The organism is Moraxella haemolytica (genome assembly GCF_030177935.1).
Taxonomy (GTDB): Bacteria; Pseudomonadota; Gammaproteobacteria; order Pseudomonadales; family Moraxellaceae; genus Moraxella; species Moraxella haemolytica.
Map to the genome: position 1 here is coordinate 403,351 of NZ_CP089974.1, position 18,074 is coordinate 421,424.

Below are 18,074 nucleotides of genomic sequence, written 5' to 3' on the forward strand. Positions count from 1 at the left end.
CACCTATTTGTATCAAGCACGCTCAGTAGTTAAGGCGATGGCTTGTGTGATATCAGATAGATTGGCACTCACCATCAGCAGTCTGTCCACACCCAAGGCGATACCACTGCATGGCAGCAAATCATCGCAGGCACGCACCATGTTCATGTCAATCGGCATGATGGGGCGACCTAATCTCTCTCGCTCAGCGTTGTCTGCATAAAAGCGTGCCAGCAGTTCATCGCTTGATGCTAGCTCATCGTAGGCGTTGGCGATTTCTATGCCGTTGATATACAATTCAAATCTTTTGGCGACTAGAAAGCCCTCATCATCATGGGCGGTTTTGGCAAGAGCGGCGGTAGCAGGCGGGTAGTTTGTTACCAAAGTTGGTGCATCTTTGCCCAAATGTGGCTCAACCAAATGACTAAATAATAAATCAAGCCAACCTTGTCTGTCATCACCCATGTCTAGTGTGATGTTGTGTGCTTTGGCACAATCGCGCATCTTATCAATACTGCTTAAAAAAGGGTGGATGCCTAGTGATTCAAAACTTTGGCGGTAACTTATTTTTTTGAGTGCGATGGGTTGATTAAATACCAAGCTGATGAGCTCCCCAAGCTCGCAGGCAAGCTCATCAAGCCCAAAGTGTGGGCGATACCATTCTAGCATGGTAAACTCAATGTTATGTTTATGACCACTCTCATTATCTCGAAAGACAGGGCATATCTGATAAATCGGTACTTGCCAAGTGGCAAGTAGGCGTTTCATCGCAAACTCTGGTGAAGTGTGTAGATAGCCTGTTGTTGCCTTACCTGCTTGATGAAAATTGACGGATACAGAATCAATGAATACATCGGTGTTGCCTGCATGAGACAGTAATGGGGTGCTAACTTCAAGGACGCCTTTATCGGAAAAAAACTGGCGAATCTTGGCAAGCAGGACGGCACGCTTTTGGGCGTGGACTAGGCTTTGGGTGGGTTGATATGTCATGATGAAAATATTGATTTAAAAATATGATTTAGTATTGCCATTCGTGGCGTAGAGCATAGTGCTTGCGTAGGGCATCAAAATCTTGGGCGGATACACCGTCCTTATTGACCGCTCTTAGACTTTGGTCATCTTTGTATATATCATAAAAATATCTTAGCGTGCTTTGACTGTCTTGTGTGACACTTTTTTTAAAGTTTGCCCAATGATAACAATTAGGTGGTAGCAAGGCTTCAAGGTTTTGTATGATTGGTAAATCAAATGCTTTGCAAAAATCTTGATAAATCATGTCTGTACCACGCATTTTACCTTCAATCGTATAGCCTGCGATGTGTGGTGTAGCAAGGCTAATCTGATTAAGTAATACCGCATCAATGCTAGGCTCGTATGGAAAGACATCTAAGGCTGTGCGTAGCTTTTTGTCGGCAATGGTAAGCAGTAAATCCGCCTGATTGATAATCTCGCCACGAGCGGTATTAATCAGTATGGCGTGGCTTTTTAGGTGAGATAAGACGGTTTTATCAAATAATTGATGCGTTGGATAATCGCCTGTGTGGGTGAGTGGTGTGTGTATGGAGACGATGTCGCTTTGTGCCAACAGTTCGTACAATTCGCTGTTATTTAACTGTGATTTTGGTAGATAAGGGTCATATCCTAATACCTGCCAGCCCAAATCCTGTGCGTATTTGGCAAGGGTGCTACCAATATTGCCAAGCCCGATAATGCCAAGAGTGGTGGGTGTGTCAATCGAGTGTGAGCGTAGGTGCAAGATGGCACAGATGACATATTGAGCGACCGAGTGCTTGCTTGATCCTTGAGCATTGGCAAAGCAGATACCCTTACGGTGTAGATAATCAATATCAATGTGGTCAGTGCCGATGGTTGCTGAACCGATAAAGCGAATCTTACCAAAATCGCTGATGGTTTGTGGGTTGATGGGGGTTACCGACCTAACAAATAAAGCGTCAGGCTGGTGTTCATCAAGAGCGACTTGATTAATGCAACGCCCTTTCATTTTGATGAGACGAATGTCATGATGAACAAGATAGTTATCTAGATTGGCAATATTTTCATCAGCGATGATGGTAATCATGGTGTCAATACTCTTATCTGGTTGCTGGCTAATGACCATCATCTGGTGTGTGCTTAGGATTGGTATCAACCAAAAGTCCTGCACCATCACCTACAACGAGTTCGCCATCTTTTTTGGCGAAGATTTCATTTTTGTGCTGACTTACCCATTCACGCCATACGGCAAGTCCAATGGCAAGCACCACAGGACCGATGAATAACCCCACAAATCCGAACGCTGTCAATCCACCAAGCACCCCAATAAAGATGATGATAAAAGGAATCTTGGTTGCACCACTAATTACGATAGGGCGAATCAGATTATCCACCCAGCTAATCACCAATATTCCCCATAAGCCAAGTCCGATGCCTTCGGTGGTATGACCCTGCGACAGTAGCCATAAAGCGACACCACCCCAAGCAAATGGCGTACCAAAAGGAATGAGTGCCACCACAAAGGTAATGACGGTAAGTAAGATGGGGTTTGGTGCTCCTGCTATCGCATAGCCCACTCCTGCTAGTAGGGCTTGTACCACTGCTGTAAGACCGATACCATAAATGACAGCCTGTGTTGTTGCTCCTACAGAGTCAATGTAGTTATCAATGCGGTCGCCGATGATGTTTCGCATGGCTTGGCGAATTTGCTTCATTAGAATATGACCGTCTCGATAAAAGAAAAATAAAGTCATTAAAGCCATGCCAAGTTTGGCAAGATTTTTTAGTATGGCATCAAATGCCATCTTGCCATAGTATAGATGCGACTGCACCCATGTACGCACTGCTGTCATTGATGCTTCTGGGTCTTTATTGATTTCCCATAGGATATTTTTAATCTGCTGACCGATGACAGGTAGGTTTTTGATGTTGTTGGGTAAATCAATGTAGCCTGCCTGCAAGCGATGAATTGCCATGCTATAAAAACTGATGACTTCTTGCTGTAAGAAAAAAACACCTGCCACCAGTGGTACGCCGATTGCCAAAGAGATGCCAACCGTCATAATGAGTGCACTTAGCGTTGGGCTAAGATGAACCTTTTTGTGAAAAAATCGGTACAAGGGAAAGGTGATATACGCCAAAATCGCCCCCCAAATGGCAGGCGAAATAAAAAACTTGACTATCTGAAAACATAAGAGGATTAAGATGGTAAGCAAGGTTAGGGCGAGTAGGCGTTGTAGTGCGACTTCTTTGGTCCAAGTTTCTAGCATGAGAGTGTGTTTAGGTGGCAAAATATGAGTTTTATTATGCCAAATTTTTTGTCATTGTGCTTGAGGTTTTTGTGGTTTTTTGCATATTTGTGTTGCTAAAATTTAAGTGGTATCTTGAAGCTGAATCAACCTTTACCACCACTGCTGATTACCAGTCTATTTAGTCCATTAGCGAAGGCCTGTTTGTCTTTATCGCCATAAGGCTTTTGACCGCCCATCTGTTTTGGGTCTAGTACGCCTGTTCCACGCAAGGTTTCCATGAAATCTCTTGCGTTTAGTTTGGGCTTGATGTTGTCTAAAGTGAATTCTTCGCCACGACTGGTTAAAACCTTTGCTTTTTTGCCCAGTACATCGTTAGCAAGTGGAATGTCGCTTGTGATGACCAAATCGCCTTGATTGGCATTGCTGACGATATATTCATCGGCTTTATCAAAACCTTGATTAACCACAATCATGTGCAACCGGGGAGATGGGGGTAATTTAATAAAGCGATTTGCCACAAAAATGGCTTCTACACCTGTGCGATTGGCAGCCTTAATGATGAGTTCTTTGGCGATGATGGGGAGTGCGTCTGCGTCTATGTAGATTTTCATGGTGCGGTGCTTGGTATGATGTCTGGTACTAGCTTGGTAATGTATGCTGTGGCGTTTGATGACTTGATGGGGTTGTCAGCCTGTTTTATTGGCTCATGACTACAGATAAAGTATGAAATAAGCCTTTGTCGTCTGATACAACATACAAATGACTATAAACAGGCAATGACAACACGCCAAAAGCAAGGCTAATTATCGTTAGTTGGGTCTTAGTTATCCAGACCTAGCTTATTTGGTAGCAATGACACAACCTTTGCTACTGTCTCGTCTAGTTGGTCGCTGTCGGTTGGCATGATGGTGATGTGGGCGATTTTACGACCTTCTCTTTCATCTTTGTGATAGTGATGAAAGTACACGCCATCAATAGCAAGGATTTCTTGTAAATTTGGATAGCTGCCAATCACATTGAGCATCACAGATGGCTTAATCATGCTGGTATCGCCAAGCGGTAAGCCTGCCACTGCACGCATGTGATTTTCAAACTGGCTACACACCGCCCCTTCAATGCTGTAATGCCCAGAATTATGTACTCGTGGGGCGATTTCATTGGCAATCAGTCCGTGTTCTGTTACAAAGAGTTCTAAGGTTAAAATACCGACATAGTTGAGATGTTCAAGCAATTTTTTGATGTTTTCTTGGGCTTGACTGGTTAGGTGTTGGGCGTCTGGGGCAGGAGCGATGGTTTTGGCAAGAATGCCATCTTTATGGATATTTTCTACAAGAGGATAGTAGCGAATCTCACCACTTTGTGAACGCACAGCGATGATGGAGACTTCTCGACTAAAGTTGATGAAGCCTTCAGCGATGAGTGGGGCAGTCGCACACGCCTGACCAAGCTCGCCCCAAGCGGTGTTGATGTCGTCAGCTGTCTTGATGACAAATTGTCCTTTGCCATCATAGCCACCCCGAGAGGTTTTTAGTACTAAGGGTAGTCCTAGTTCATCACAGGCTTGTTGTAATTCGTCTTGGGAGTTGACCGCCAAAAATGGCACGGTAGTGATGCCCAGTTTATTGAACAGATTTTTTTCGTTTAGGCGGTCTTGGGCGATGAATAATGCTTGTGATGGTGGATAAAGTGTCTGCTGTTCTAGGCGTTGGGCGACATCTAAAGGCGTGTTCTCAAACTCTAGGGTAACAAGGTCGCACGCTTTGGCGAAGTTATCAAATTGGGCGGTTGTGTAGACTTGCCCTGCCAGTGATGCAGGCGGATTGGGTGCGTCTTCTAAAAATACCGTCTTGATGCCTAAGGGGCGAGCAGCATTACCTAGCATAAGACCAAGCTGACCACCACCGAAGATGCCGATGGTGCGAATGGGGGCGAGTGTTGTCATAGTAAACCTTTTAACCTTGTGCGTAACTTGTTTGTGGTGTTGATGATTGCTTGATTGTTTAACGGATAAGTGACTAAATATTAAGCAAAATCGCCCCTAGGTGGGACGATTATTTGTGTTTTAATTGATAATGCCAGGCGTTGGGTTATCTAGGATAGATTGGGTCTGCTTGGTGCGAAATTCACTTAACTTTTTGCCCAATGCTTCATCAGTGATGGCAAGCATTTGCACAGCGAGCAATCCTGCATTATATGCACCTGCCCCACCGATGGCAAGCGTACCGACCGAGACACCACGAGGCATCTGAACGATAGAAAGCAAGCTATCCCAACCTGAAAGTGTGCTTGATTTGACAGGTACGCCAAGCACAGGCAAATCTGTTTGGCTAGCACACATACCTGGCAGATGTGCTGCACCGCCTGCCCCTGCGATGATGATGGACAGCCCACGAGTTTTGGCTGATTTGGCATAGTCAAAAAGCTTGTCAGGGGTGCGATGTGCTGAGACGACCTGACACTCAAAAGGCACGCCAAAGTCGGCAAGTACTTGAGCGGCTTCAATCATGGTTGCCCAGTCTGACTGACTGCCCATGATGATGCCAACTTTAGGTATGCCATCTGGCGAGGCGATGGGTGCAGGTTGTGCTTGGCTAGACATATTTTTTTCCTTAAAAATGGTGCTATGAAGCGATTTATTATATCAAAGTTTTACACAAAGTTAGCGAAAAATTGATGTCATTCATGCCAAAGGGGATAAATCGCTGTTTTTGGTGAACGACTTGGCAGTGTGTTGTATTAACCAATAAACTGTACAAAATTATTTAAGCTAATGGTAGGGTTGTCTGTGTCAAATTGATAAGCGGTTAAATACCCATCTTTACCTGCCGAATAGTCAGTGCAGACAACTTGAGAAGATAAAGGCAGGGGTTCGCCTGTCAGCCAATAATGTCCGATGATAATGGGTTTGGTTGTGCTTAGATAAAAATCAATCGGACAGACCAAATCATCAGGTAGGTCGGATATGTCGCAGTTACTGGCAGCAGATAACTTAACGATGGGCTGTTTTAGGTCGTTCTCCCACCAGCGAATGCGGATATCTTGTCTAAGATGACCCATGCTATCTTTGATGTAGATGTCATTAGGTAGTGTTGTCTGCAAGCCTGCCAACAGTTTTAAGATGTGGTGGTGAGTCTCTTTGGGCAGTTTTTCAAAGTTATTTTGGCTTAGTCGCCCATTATACAGATGGGGAGTAAGTGCTTGAATAGCACGGGCATCATAGCAGGCGTGAACGACAATGAATGCATCAAATTCAAGCCAAAGCGGTAACTCAAAAAAGCGAGACAGCCAATACCGATGGCGTGGCGAACCTTCGCCAACAGCGTCCAAAAAAGCCCGATGTACTTCATTTTGGCGTGGGGTGGGTGTATAGATTTGCTTGCCTGCTTGATCGGTTGAGGCATAACCGATGGCATTATATTCATGATTACCCATGACGGCTAAGGCTTGATGATTATCTAGCATATCAAAAACAATGCTTAGCGTCTCAAGCTGTAATTGCCCACGGTCAATCAAATCGCCAACAAATATCGCCATGTGATTGGGCGGGGCGATGTGGCTTGTGCCATCATGCTGGTAGCCAAGCTGACTTAACAGCCCTTGTAGCTTGTCTGCTTGACCATGTATGTCGCCAATAATGTCGTAAATCATATCAAAATATATCAGCCAAATTGTTTTTTAAAGATTTATTGTTCAATACCAATGCAAAAAATCACGCTTTAAGCATTATTATCAACACTGCTATAAACAGTATTCTATCTGATCACACCGTTAAAAGTTTGGTCTTAATAGGGCATTTATAAAGTGCAGTAACAACGCAGGTTCTATAGCGATGGTGGCGATGACACCAAAGGCAGCACCGAATAGATGTGCTGAATGGTTGGTGTTACCCATGCCACGGCGGTCAGCATAGAGACTATAAGCGGTATATAGTACAGCAAAAATAATGGCAGGGATTGGTAAAACACCAAAGAAATACAAAGTCTCCCACGGTGCAAACAAAACAAAACTAAACAGTACCGCTGATACTGCCCCTGATGCACCAAGGCTTAGGTAGCGAGTGTTATGTTTGTTTTTTAGATAAGTGGGTATGATGGCAACGATGACGGATAGCACATAAAATGCCACAAAACCTAAAGAGCCAAACTTGGCGATATAAAAACGCTCAATCACACGACCAAAGAAGTACAGCGTAAACATATTAAATAATAAGTGCATGCCATCGGCATGAATAAAGCCATGCGTGATAAAACGGTCATATTGTTTAAAACGACTGACCGAAATGGGGTCAAAAATCAGCCGTCCCATGATGTTTCTGTTTTGCCATGCAAGCAGGCTAATGATGACGGTAATGGCGATGATAGCGGTGGTATGGTTCATGTGGTGTTACTGGTACTGGAAAATAAATTGGCTAAATATTGGCATAATGATAAAAAGACTGCCAAGTAGAAAGAGCATAAGTAAATAGTATAAGTATAACAGGTTAAATCAATTTGGCAAATTGCAAACTTGCAATACCAAAAAACAAGCCAGATAAGCTGATGTAGCCAAAAGATATTTAGATAACCAATGGAGTGCGGTACAGCTTTTGTGTAAAAAAAGCGACTTTATATTGAGATTGATGATAGTTTTGTTTGAGTATTGTTGCCAGCCCTTTATTATTGGCGAAAGTTAAGTCACAATAGCGATATTAAAAAATTTGTTCCTGCACAGTGTATTTTTAGCGGTGTGTGGAATTGTTTGTTAAATACACTAATAATATGAATACGCCAAATCAATCCACTGGAGTTTTTATGAGTCTTATCAATACCCTTTCCCAATCGGTTACTCCGCATGTTTTAGCAGCGACTGCAACTCACGCAGGCGATAATACCACCAAATCAAAACTACTTTCTGCATTCTACGCCATCTTTGTCTCACGCCTAGCAGATGAAGCTGTATATAATCGCCTATTGGCACTAAGTCCTGTGGATTTAGATAATGGTCGTACTGTTTTTGATGTGGTGTTTAATGACAACGATGTCAATCACGCCACCAGTCTCAATGACAAACTAGCAACCGAGTTTAACCTACCTGCAACAACCGCCAGTACCTTAACCGCTGTATCAGCACCACTTATCCTACAAAAGCTAAAAGAGCTGTCGGGCGCTGCTGTTTTGCCAGTGTTTTTAAAAGACAATTCATCTGCGTTTAGCTCACTTGTTCCATCATGGGCGTATGCCTTATTGCCTGTTGGTTTATTTGGTGGAAAGAGCGTTGCAAGCCAGTTGGACGCCAAGCCTGTTGAGCCACAAAAAGTCGCTCCTGAAACCATTGCAGCCAAACCTGTAACAACCACGCACATGGGGCATGATGAGCAAGAAAAGGGCGGTTTCTTAAAGAGCTTATTACCAATCATTGGACTAATCATTTTGGCAGGTCTGGCATGGTTGCTACTACGCAGCTGCCAAGACAGACCAGTGCCTGTAGCTGCCCCTGCTGAAAAACCAGTCGAGTCAGCTCCTACAACCACTGTGGCAACAGATGCTACGCCTGCCACTTTAAATATTGCTGTTGATGAGACTGGCGATGCCATCTATTCATGTCATGGTCAGGCAGGTACAGAAAGTGTTCTTGGTAGTATCCGCATCGCCATTGCAGGTGTGTTTGGTGTTGATAAATGCAAGTTACAAACAGCAACTGGCTATTCTGATACCATGCCAACAGCAGAGCATCTGCCTGCCATCTTGGGTTTAATGAAAGGTGTGCCAAGCTCAAGCGTGAGCATCGCTGATAAGGTCATTCGCTTTAATGCAGCTAATGAAGCCGATATTCAAAAGTTAATTGATGGTGCTAAGGGTATTTTGCCGACTGACTTTACTGTAGAAGTAGAGCCAAAACTTGATATTGCGGCGGCTGTGGCAGAAAGTATCAATTCAGCTAAAGAGATTATCTCTCGACTTGGCGATAAAACAGCGACTGATGATATTATTCGTGCTTTAAACCTACAAATCATCAACTTTGAGGTTGATTCAGACGAAATCCCCGCCGAGAACAAAGAAATCCTTGATTTGGCAGCCATGAAAATGGCAGACCTGCCAGAGCTGACCCTAAAAATTATCGGTCATACTGACAATCAAGCATCGCATGAATATAACAAAACACTATCAGAACAGCGCGCTGCCGCTGTCCGTGATTATCTGGTATCAAAAGGTGTGCCTGCTGAGCGTCTTAGCATTGAAGGTGCCAGTTATGACCACCCAGTAGCCTCAAATGCTACCGAACAAGGTCGCTTCCAGAACCGCCGTATTGAGTTTACTTTATCTCAAGCAGGCGAGCAAATTGCAGCAGTGGGTAACGCACCCACCAGTAAAGCAACCAAAAAAGCACAAGCCAATCAAGCATCAGAGGCTAAGACTGACAAAAAATAATTGATGGATTTGTCCATGACTTGTTAGGCTTAAGGGCTGAATTTAGAAAATTAAGTTTGGAAAATTCAGTTTGGGTGATTTGTCCAAGCAATCAAAACCAGATGATGTTAAACTATCATCTGGTTTTTTATTGATTTTATAAGCGTGTTGGTTTAATTGGTGATGGAAAAGTTGGTTTTGTTTAATAAGCCGTATGGGGTGCATAGTCAATTTCGTAAAGAGCATGACCAGATGCAGACTTTGGCGGATTTTTTTGATGATAAGAGTTTGCGTGTCGCAGGGAGATTGGATAAAGATAGTGAAGGTCTGCTTATCTTAACCAACAGCGGTGGTATTAATCATGCCATCACCACGCCAATGCACAAAGGCGGCGAAAAAAAGTTTGGTAAGACTTATTTGGTGCAGGTAGAGAATAATCCGACTGCTGAGCAGATAGCACAGTTAGAACAAGGGGTTGTGCTAAAAGATGGTAGGACGCTACCTTGTCAGGTGCGACTGCTAGATGAGTTGCCCATTAACCTATGGGAGCGAAACCCACCCATTCGTGAACGAAAAGCAATACCAACGGCATGGCTTTCCATTACCATTTATGAAGGTAAAAACCGCCAAGTTCGCCGCATGGTTGCTCATGTGGGTCTGCCGTGTCTTAGGCTTATTCGTTACCAGATTGGCGTGTGGTCGCTGGCTTGGGGTGGCTGTCAGCTCGGTGTGGGCGAATCTTATGAAATTACCATGGATAAACAAACAATGGCTTGCTTAGGTCTTAGCACCCTTGATAATGGCTCATCAAATCCCAAAAATAAGCCAAGCGGTCGCATAAAACACAACAAAAGAGTTACCGCTTCTCACAAAAGGCACAAGACAAATAAAGGTGCTTATTCATCAAAACCTTTAAAACCGTCCGCTTTATCGTAAAGTGGACGGCTTGAAAATCAAGTTTAACCAAGCCATTGGTTTGGACGGTTTTCTTGTAATGTAAATTGACGATATTCATAGGTGTCGAAGCCTACTTCAAATATCATCAACTCATCACGGCGAAAGGCGTGTATGCTGACACTTTGGTGGTGACAAGATTGATGTTTGCTTGCGGTTTGTAGCTGTTTTTGGTTGGCTTTGATACCATCTATGGCGATGATGACATCGCCTGTAGATATACCTGCCAAACTTGCTGCACCGTGACGCACCAAATGCTTGACGGTCAATCCTACACCAGATTCATCACAAGTCATACCCCAAGGCTTTTGGGTGGTTTGAGCTTGAATGGTGATGCCAATGTCGCTTAACATCTCTTCAATTGGCAAGGCGACACGACCAACCACATAATCATCAAAGAATGATTGCCATACCGCATAAGGAATAAAGCCTGTGATGACCTCGCCTAAGTTTTCATGTGTCATGCCAAATCGCTTGTTATCTTGGGCAAGGGCTTTTTGATAGAAGGCTTTAATGACATCGAACAAGCGATACTTTCCATTTGAGTGCTTAATAAGGGTTAAATCAAGCAACAAGGCAATCAGTGTCCCTTTATTATAATAACTGACGCCCTGATTGGTGTAGTTTTCATCAGCACGATATAGCTTAATCCACGCATCGAAGCTAGATTCTGCAACGCTTTGCAAATCCCTACCTTCAGTCTGATAGTAGCGATTGATTGCTGCTGTTAAGCGGTTTAAATAAGAGATTTTGTCAATCACGCCAGAGCGTAGCAACATAAGGTCATCAATATAACTGGTAAAGCCTTCAAACACCCATAATAATGGCGTAGGAGCTTCTGTTTGCAGGGTTGTTGTCATCATGACATCAGGTCGCACAGTCTTAACCCACCATGCGTGAAAATATTCATGGCTACACAGACCCAAATACCGCTGATAATCATCGCTTGGTATGGCAGGTTCAAAGGCGGTGGGCAGGTCGGTGCGTGGGCTGACTAGGGCGGTTGAATTGATGTGTTCTAATCCACCATAATCACTGCCTGTAATCATTGTCATGAAGGTATAGTCATTAAAAGGGGCTGTACCCAGTTCATCTAGGTAGGTTTGGCAGATTTTGGCGACATCTGTTTTTAGACGCTCAAGATTGCCACGATGCTTGCCTGCAATAAAGAAGCGGTGTGATAAAGCTGTGCCATGCTCATCATGCACCACAAAATCAAACTCATCTTGACTGGCAATCTCAAAAGGATAATCATAGCATTCAAAGGCGGTTATGGGAGAAAGCTGGTAAGATACCAAATCATCATCACTATGCTTGGTATGACCAAGACCGCAAGCAAGCGTTGCGTTGGGGTTTTTGGCATAAAAAGCATTTGGCACTTGCAAGGTGATATTGGCAAGATTGTTTTCCTGCCCTTGCACCATGAGTAAGAGTGAGCTAAAGTTACCAAACAAGCGAGTATTATCAACAAAAGCTGCACGCACTGACAAATCATGACAGTAAACCTCGTAATGCACCTTGACCTCATCGCCTGCCTTGATGTGGCTCAGCTGATAGCTGTTTTTGGATAACTTGAGAGAGTCGCACAGTTTGCCGTTATGTTCATACTGCACCAAAGTGATGTTTTTACTAAACTCACGAATCATGTAGCTACCTGCTATCCAAGTGGGTAGCCACAGTATCGGTGCATCCTCGCCCGCCACAAAACTTAGTGATACATCCACCAAATGGGCGTAAAAACGGCGAAAATTAACTAAATAGTTCATCTTTATTTTCTCATGATGGTTGGTTTGGTATATCATAGCATTTTTGGTGTGAGCTTAAAAGTGATAAGCACAAAAGCAGGTTTTTGCAATTTTACCAAACAATTTGCCAAAAGTCTGTTATAATGGGTGGGAATATGTTTGTGGTAGTGATGCCACTATCCAATGAATCTTTTTAAAGGAAAACTTTTATGACAGCAATCAGCAAAGACACCATTGTTCAGTTTAACTATACCCTCACCAATGAACAAGGCGAAACTCTTGACCAGTCTCGTGGCGAGCCATTGGCTTATTTACATGGTCATCATAACATCATTGCAGGCTTAGAAGCTCAAATGGAAGGTAAAGTTGCTGGCGATAAATTCGTTGTTACTGTTGCTCCAGCCGATGCTTATGGTGAATACTTGGCAGAAGCGGTGCAATCTGTACCTCGTGCTAACTTTCAAGGTGTGGATAATATTGAAGTGGGCATGCAATTTCAATCGCAGACTGATGATGGTCATGTGATGCTTGTTACCGTTAAAGAAGTCACGGACGAAGAAGTGGTGGTTGATGGTAACCATCCGCTAGCGGGTCAGACGCTAACCTTTGATGTAGAGATTGTAGAAGTGCGTGCTGCTACCGCAGATGAAATTGCTCACGGTCATGCACATGGTGTGGGCGGACATCATCATTAATAAACTGACTGATTAGCAAAACACCCCAAACACTAATGGCTGTTGGGGTGTTTTTTTATTTAATGGCTGTCTATGTTGTTCGTGGCAAATGGTTTGTTTGATTGTCGTAAGTCAATGGGTGGTTTAAGCTGATATTGGTGCACTGGTTCTCTTAAAATAATAAAAGCTCTTTAGAGACGAAGTTTACTTTGCTCATACACCCATGGACTAAGTGGTATCCAAGGCCCATCAAGTACGCCAAGCAAATAAGATTGCTTATTTGGATTGAAAAGTGGATTTGATGATTTTGATTGAAATAAAAAACCCGTCCAAATAGGACAGGTTTTTTGAGCTGATTATTAGCCCCCAAAGTCATCAAGCAAGATATTTTCATCTTCTACGCCCAAGTCTTTGAGCATTTTGATGACAGCGGCATTCATGACCGGTGGCCCACACATATAGAACTCACAGTCTTCTGGAGCCGGGTGGTCTTTTAGGTAGTTTTCATACAGAACATTGTGAATAAAGCCTGTATAACCTTCCCAGTTGTCTTCTGGCATTGGGTCGGACAGGGCGACATTCCAAGTAAAGTTTGGAAATTCTGCCGCTAGACCATCATAATCCTCAACATAGAACATCTCACGCTTGGAGCGAGCCCCATACCAAAAGCTAATCTTGCGGTCAGATTTTAGGCGTTTTAGTTGGTCAAAGATGTGCGAACGCATCGGTGCCATACCTGCACCACCACCGATAAAGACCATCTCTGCCTTAGTGTCTTTGGCGAAGAATTCACCATAAGGACCTGATACGGTAATCTTATCGCCTGGCTTTAGGCTAAATACATAAGATGACATCTTACCAGGCGGAATGCCTTCGCCACCACGAGGTGGGGGACTGGCGATTCGGATATTAAATTTGATGATGCCTTTTTCTTCTGGGTAGTTTGCCATAGAGTAGGCACGAATCACAGGTTCATCAACTTTTGAGGTGTATTGCCATAGGTTGAATTTATCCCAGTCTTCATGATACTCTGGGTCAATGTCAAAATCTTTGTAATGCACGGTATGTGGTGGTGCTTCTAGTTGCACATAGCCACCTGCACGAAATGGGACAACCTCGCCCTCTGGGATTTTAAGGGTAAGCTCTTTAATAAAGGTTGCCACATTGTCGTTTGAGATGACCTCACATTCCCATTTTTTAACATCAAAGAATTCAGGGTCAATCTCAATCGCCATGTCTTGCTTGACCGCCACTTGGCACGCCAGACGCATGCCATCACGAATCTCGCCTTGGGTAAAATGACCTTCTTCGGTAGGCAAAATATCACCACCGCCAGAGATGACCTTACAGCGACACTGACCACAAGTGCCACCACCACCACAAGCTGATGATAGGAATATGCCTTGATTGGCAAGGGTCTGTAGAAGTTTACCGCCTGCTTCGACCGAGATGTTATTATCAGGGTTTTCGTTAATATTAATGTTGACATTGCCTGTACTGACAAGCCGACTGCGTGCGATGAGAATCACCACCGCAAGGCCCATAATAATGGCGGTAAACATTATTACGCCAAATATTGCTGTTCCAAATTCCATTCTTTTCCCCTTATAACGACATACCGCCAAAAGACATAAAGCCTAGCGACATCAGTCCTACGGTAATAAAGGTAATGCCAAGACCACGCAAAGGTGCTGGCACATCAGAGTACTTGAGCTTCTCACGAATACCTGCCAGTGCTGCAATCGCAAGTGCCCAGCCAGTACCTGCACCCACACCATAGACGATGGACTCGCCAAAGTTATAGTCTCGCTCCACCATAAACAGTACGCCACCCATGATGGCACAGTTTACGGTAATCAGCGGTAGATATACACCCAGTGCGTTATATAGGCTTGGCATGAATTTATCCAAGAACATCTCCATGATTTGTACTACCGCTGCAATCAAGGCGATATAAGAGAGTAGTCCTAGGAACGATAAATCCATGTCAGGATAACCTGCCCACGCAAGTGCTCCATCTTTTAGTAGGAATTGATACAACAGGTTGTTCAGTGGTACGGTGATTGCCATGACCACGATGACTGCAATGCCAAGACTGATCGCTGTCGAGACTTTCTTGGAGATGGCGATGAATGTACACATGCCCAAAAAGTAGGCAAGTGCCATATTCTCAATAAACACCGAAGTGATAAATAAATTTAGATAGTGTCCCATTAGTGTGCTCCTCCCTTAGAATTTGGCTTGATGACAAATTCGGCAGGCTCAACTTGATTTGGTTTCCCAAGACGAATGATGGCAATAAACAGAGCGATGATAAAGAATGCTGATGGTGGTAGAAGGAGTAAGCCATTTGGCACATACCAACCGCCATCAGTAACTTTGCTTAAAATCTCAATGCCAAAGAGCGAACCATTGCCCAGTAGCTCACGAATCACTGCCACAAAAATCAGCACTGCTGAGTAGCCAAGACCATTACCGATACCATCTAGGAAGCTAGGAATTGGTGGATTACTCATGGCAAAGGCTTCGGCACGACCCATGACGATACAGTTGGTGATAATCAGACCAACGAATACCGATAGAGCCTTGCTGGTGTCATAAGCGACTGCCTTTAGGATCTGATCAACCACAATCACCAACGAGGCAATGACAACCATCTGTACAATGATACGGATAGATGATGGGATATTGTTGCGAATGATTGAGATAAAAAAGCTAGAAAATGCCGTTACCAAAGTCAAGGCAATACTCATAATCAATGCGTTTTTAATACTGGTCGTAACCGCCAGTGCCGAACAAATGCCCAAAATTTGTAGTGCGATGGGGTTGTTATTAAATATCGGCTTGGTTAAGATTTCTTTGGTGTTAGCCATTTTATGCCCCTCCTTTTTTCAGATTGTCCAAAAATGGCTTATAGCCTTGTTCGCCAAGCCAAAATTGTAGCAAGTTATGCACACCACGACTGGTCAAAGTCGCACCACTCACACCATCTACATAGTTTGGATTTGGCTTGGGTGTGCCTGCTTTGACAACGCCTGTAGCCACTTGACCGTTCTCATTGTAGGCTTGCTTGCCTACCAGCTGATTACGCCATTTTGGCTCAGCCACAAGTGCACCTAGACCTGGGGTTTCTTTATGCTCATAAAAGCTAATGCCCTTAATGGTGTTCAAATCACCCTCTAAGGTCAAAAAAGCGTACATCGTGCCCCAAAGACCGTAGCCGTGCACAGGCAGTACCACAAGCTCTGGCTTGCCTTCTGTATCAGGCTTGACATAGATCTCGGCAAATTTTGGAGTTGCCTTGATGCCTGCTGGATCTTCTGTTAACGGATTGTTAAGTTTTGGGTCTTTAGAGGCTGCATTGGCATCATAAGCACTAACATCGCCAATCCCCATAGATGATAATTCCTCACTGGTGGCGTATTTGCCTGTGGCAAGGTTGACTAACTTAACCTCAAAGTCTTTAAACTTATCATCAACTTCACTGCTTGTGGCAGTTACTTCTGCCAAACCACCTGCAATCAAGATGTTCTTGTTGCGGTCAAGGGCTTGGTTGGCTTGTTGTTTTGGTTTTAAACCAACAGCGACTGCCGATACCAAAATCGAGCAGACCAAACACAAGATTAAGGCAACCATTAGAGTCTGACCATTACCGCCTTTTTTTGGGGTCGGAGCATCTGCTTGGTTGTCTTGCACATCTTCGCTTTGAGCAATACTAGATTCTTGGTTGTTCGTCTTTAACACTGCTTCGTCATTGGCATTTTCGTCTGCTTTTACCTCATCTGGTAGAGAGTCGTTGGTTTGACCACTTGGTGTGATAAGGTCGTTCGCCCTTACTTTATCAATATCATTTTGAGACATAATGCATTCTCCGTGCTGTTTGGCGTTTGATGTTGGCTTGGGTTACAAAGTAATCAAACAAAGGTGCAAACAAGTTAGCGAATAAAATCGCCAGCATGATACCCTCTGGGAACGCAGGGTTAATCACACGAATGACCACTGTCATAAAGCCGATAAGTAGTCCATACGCCCAGCGTCCTGTGTTGGTGTGTGCGGCGGATACGGGGTCAGTTGCCATAAATACTGAACCAAACATAAATCCACCAACAACCAAATGCCAATGAGGTGCAAGACCCATCATTGGATTCTCACCGCCAATCATATTAAAGATAAAGGCAGTAACCACAAGACCGATGATAGAACCTAAAATCACTCGCCAACTGGCGATTTTCATATAGCAAAGTACGATACCGCCAATAATGATCGCAAGGGTTGAAACCTCGCCAATAGAACCTTGCATTTGCCCTAAGAATGCTTGACTCCAAGATAGGGTATTGCCATAAGCATCAACAAATTTGTCCGCTGTGATACCTACTGCTGCTTGCCCTAGTGGGGTTGCACCAGAAAAGCCGTCCACAGCTGTCCATACCGTATCGCCTGACATAGATGCAGGGTAAGCAAAATACAAGAACGCACGCCCAGCCAATGCAGGGTTTAGGAAGTTTTTACCTGTACCGCCAAAGACTTCTTTAGCAACGACCACACCAAAGCTAATGCCAAGTGCAACCTGCCATAGTGGCGTGTCTGGTGGTAGCGATAGGGCAAAGAGTACTGAAGTTACAAAGAAACCTTCGTTCACTTCATGCCCACGCACGACTGCAAAAATAATCTCCCACAAAATACCCACCACAAAGGTTACGGCATAAATTGGCAAAAACTGCATCGCTCCATAAGCAAAAGACGCCAAAATGCTATTTGGGTCATAGCCAAAAAGCCCTGTAATAATGGTACGCCAGCCATCAGGAGTAATGCCAGCGTGAGCCATGTAGGTCAATGCTTGAAAGCCGACATTGTACATACCCCAAAACATCGCAGGGAAAGTACATAGCCACACGGTAATCATAATGCGTTTTAAGTCAATGCCATCACGGACATGAGAGGCACTATAAGTTTGAGAGCTTGGTTGACGAAAGAAAGTGTCAAACATCTCAAAAATGGCATAGTATTTTTCGTATTTTCCGCCTTTGGTAAAGGACGGTTCCATACGGTCAAAGATATTGTGAATAAATTTCATCGCTTCTTTTTCCTTGT

The 18,074-nt window shown here is 44.0% G+C and carries 17 protein-coding genes; 3 read left to right on the forward strand and 14 right to left on the reverse strand.

Features of this window, described 5'->3' with window-relative positions; translation table 11 throughout:
- Positions 1–12: 12 nt before the first annotated feature.
- The 8 genes from epmA to LU276_RS01910 all read right to left on the reverse strand — a co-directional run bounded on the left by epmA (position 13) and on the right by LU276_RS01910 (position 7,601).
- On the reverse strand, positions 13–978 hold the full coding sequence (gene epmA, locus LU276_RS01875; RefSeq protein ID WP_418001281.1) for an EF-P lysine aminoacylase EpmA: 966 nt from the start codon (positions 976–978) through the stop codon (positions 13–15).
- Positions 979–997: 19 nt separating this feature from the next.
- Positions 998–2,059 (reverse strand): 4-phosphoerythronate dehydrogenase, encoded by a 1,062-nt coding sequence (locus LU276_RS01880; RefSeq protein WP_284674551.1) that lies wholly within the window; start codon positions 2,057–2,059, stop codon positions 998–1,000.
- Between the two features lie 28 nt (positions 2,060–2,087).
- Complete coding sequence (locus LU276_RS01885) at positions 2,088–3,242, reverse strand: AI-2E family transporter (protein WP_284673997.1); 1,155 nt, start codon at positions 3,240–3,242, stop codon at positions 2,088–2,090.
- A 125-nt stretch (positions 3,243–3,367) separates the two neighbouring features.
- Positions 3,368–3,835 (reverse strand): YaiI/YqxD family protein, encoded by a 468-nt coding sequence (locus LU276_RS01890; protein ID WP_284673998.1) that lies wholly within the window; start codon positions 3,833–3,835, stop codon positions 3,368–3,370.
- A 209-nt stretch (positions 3,836–4,044) separates the two neighbouring features.
- A complete protein-coding gene (locus LU276_RS01895; RefSeq protein WP_284673999.1) occupies positions 4,045–5,166 on the reverse strand; it encodes a 5-(carboxyamino)imidazole ribonucleotide synthase in 1,122 nt (373 codons plus the stop codon).
- Between the two features lie 120 nt (positions 5,167–5,286).
- Positions 5,287–5,823 carry a 5-(carboxyamino)imidazole ribonucleotide mutase gene (gene purE / locus LU276_RS01900; protein ID WP_284674000.1) on the reverse strand — a complete coding sequence of 179 codons (537 nt, stop codon included), beginning with the start codon at positions 5,821–5,823 and terminating at the stop codon, positions 5,287–5,289.
- A gap of 137 nt (positions 5,824–5,960) precedes the next feature.
- Positions 5,961–6,872, reverse strand: coding sequence for a metallophosphoesterase (locus tag LU276_RS01905; protein WP_284674001.1), 912 nt, complete (start codon positions 6,870–6,872; stop codon positions 5,961–5,963).
- Between the two features lie 120 nt (positions 6,873–6,992).
- A complete protein-coding gene (locus LU276_RS01910) occupies positions 6,993–7,601 on the reverse strand; it encodes a rhomboid family intramembrane serine protease (protein WP_284674002.1) in 609 nt (202 codons plus the stop codon).
- A gap of 413 nt (positions 7,602–8,014) precedes the next feature.
- Here LU276_RS01910 and LU276_RS01915 point away from each other — a divergent pair, with 413 nt between their 5' ends.
- On the forward strand, positions 8,015–9,631 hold the full coding sequence (locus tag LU276_RS01915; protein ID WP_284674003.1) for an OmpA family protein: 1,617 nt from the start codon (positions 8,015–8,017) through the stop codon (positions 9,629–9,631).
- Positions 9,632–9,793: 162 nt separating this feature from the next.
- A complete protein-coding gene (locus LU276_RS01920) occupies positions 9,794–10,546 on the forward strand; it encodes a pseudouridine synthase (RefSeq protein WP_284674004.1) in 753 nt (250 codons plus the stop codon).
- Positions 10,547–10,569: 23 nt separating this feature from the next.
- Here LU276_RS01920 and LU276_RS01925 read toward each other — a convergent pair whose 3' ends face one another.
- Positions 10,570–12,330 carry a M61 family metallopeptidase gene (locus tag LU276_RS01925; protein WP_284674005.1) on the reverse strand — a complete coding sequence of 587 codons (1,761 nt, stop codon included), beginning with the start codon at positions 12,328–12,330 and terminating at the stop codon, positions 10,570–10,572.
- Between the two features lie 188 nt (positions 12,331–12,518).
- On the opposite strand from LU276_RS01925, the gene LU276_RS01930 reads away from it, so the two are divergent.
- A complete protein-coding gene (locus tag LU276_RS01930; protein WP_284674006.1) occupies positions 12,519–13,004 on the forward strand; it encodes an FKBP-type peptidyl-prolyl cis-trans isomerase in 486 nt (161 codons plus the stop codon).
- Positions 13,005–13,342: 338 nt separating this feature from the next.
- Here LU276_RS01930 and nqrF read toward each other — a convergent pair whose 3' ends face one another.
- From nqrF to LU276_RS01955, 5 genes are read right to left on the reverse strand one after another with little or no spacing between them, the layout of a single operon-like run.
- Entirely contained in the window at positions 13,343–14,578 is a 1,236-nt protein-coding gene (nqrF, locus tag LU276_RS01935) for an NADH:ubiquinone reductase (Na(+)-transporting) subunit F (protein WP_284674007.1), read from the reverse strand.
- A gap of 10 nt (positions 14,579–14,588) precedes the next feature.
- The gene (gene nqrE / locus LU276_RS01940) at positions 14,589–15,197 is read right to left on the reverse strand and encodes an NADH:ubiquinone reductase (Na(+)-transporting) subunit E (protein ID WP_284674008.1); all 609 of its coding nucleotides are present in this window, start codon (positions 15,195–15,197) and stop codon (positions 14,589–14,591) included.
- Entirely contained in the window at positions 15,197–15,856 is a 660-nt protein-coding gene (locus LU276_RS01945) for an NADH:ubiquinone reductase (Na(+)-transporting) subunit D (protein WP_284674009.1), read from the reverse strand. Before LU276_RS01945 ends, nqrE begins: the two co-directional genes overlap by 1 nt.
- 1 nt (position 15,857) lies before the next feature.
- A complete protein-coding gene (locus tag LU276_RS01950; RefSeq protein WP_284674010.1) occupies positions 15,858–16,844 on the reverse strand; it encodes a Na(+)-translocating NADH-quinone reductase subunit C in 987 nt (328 codons plus the stop codon).
- Positions 16,831–18,057 (reverse strand): NADH:ubiquinone reductase (Na(+)-transporting) subunit B, encoded by a 1,227-nt coding sequence (locus tag LU276_RS01955; RefSeq protein ID WP_284674011.1) that lies wholly within the window; start codon positions 18,055–18,057, stop codon positions 16,831–16,833. The genes LU276_RS01950 and LU276_RS01955 overlap by 14 nt, the downstream gene beginning before the upstream one ends.
- Positions 18,058–18,074 lie beyond the last annotated feature (17 nt).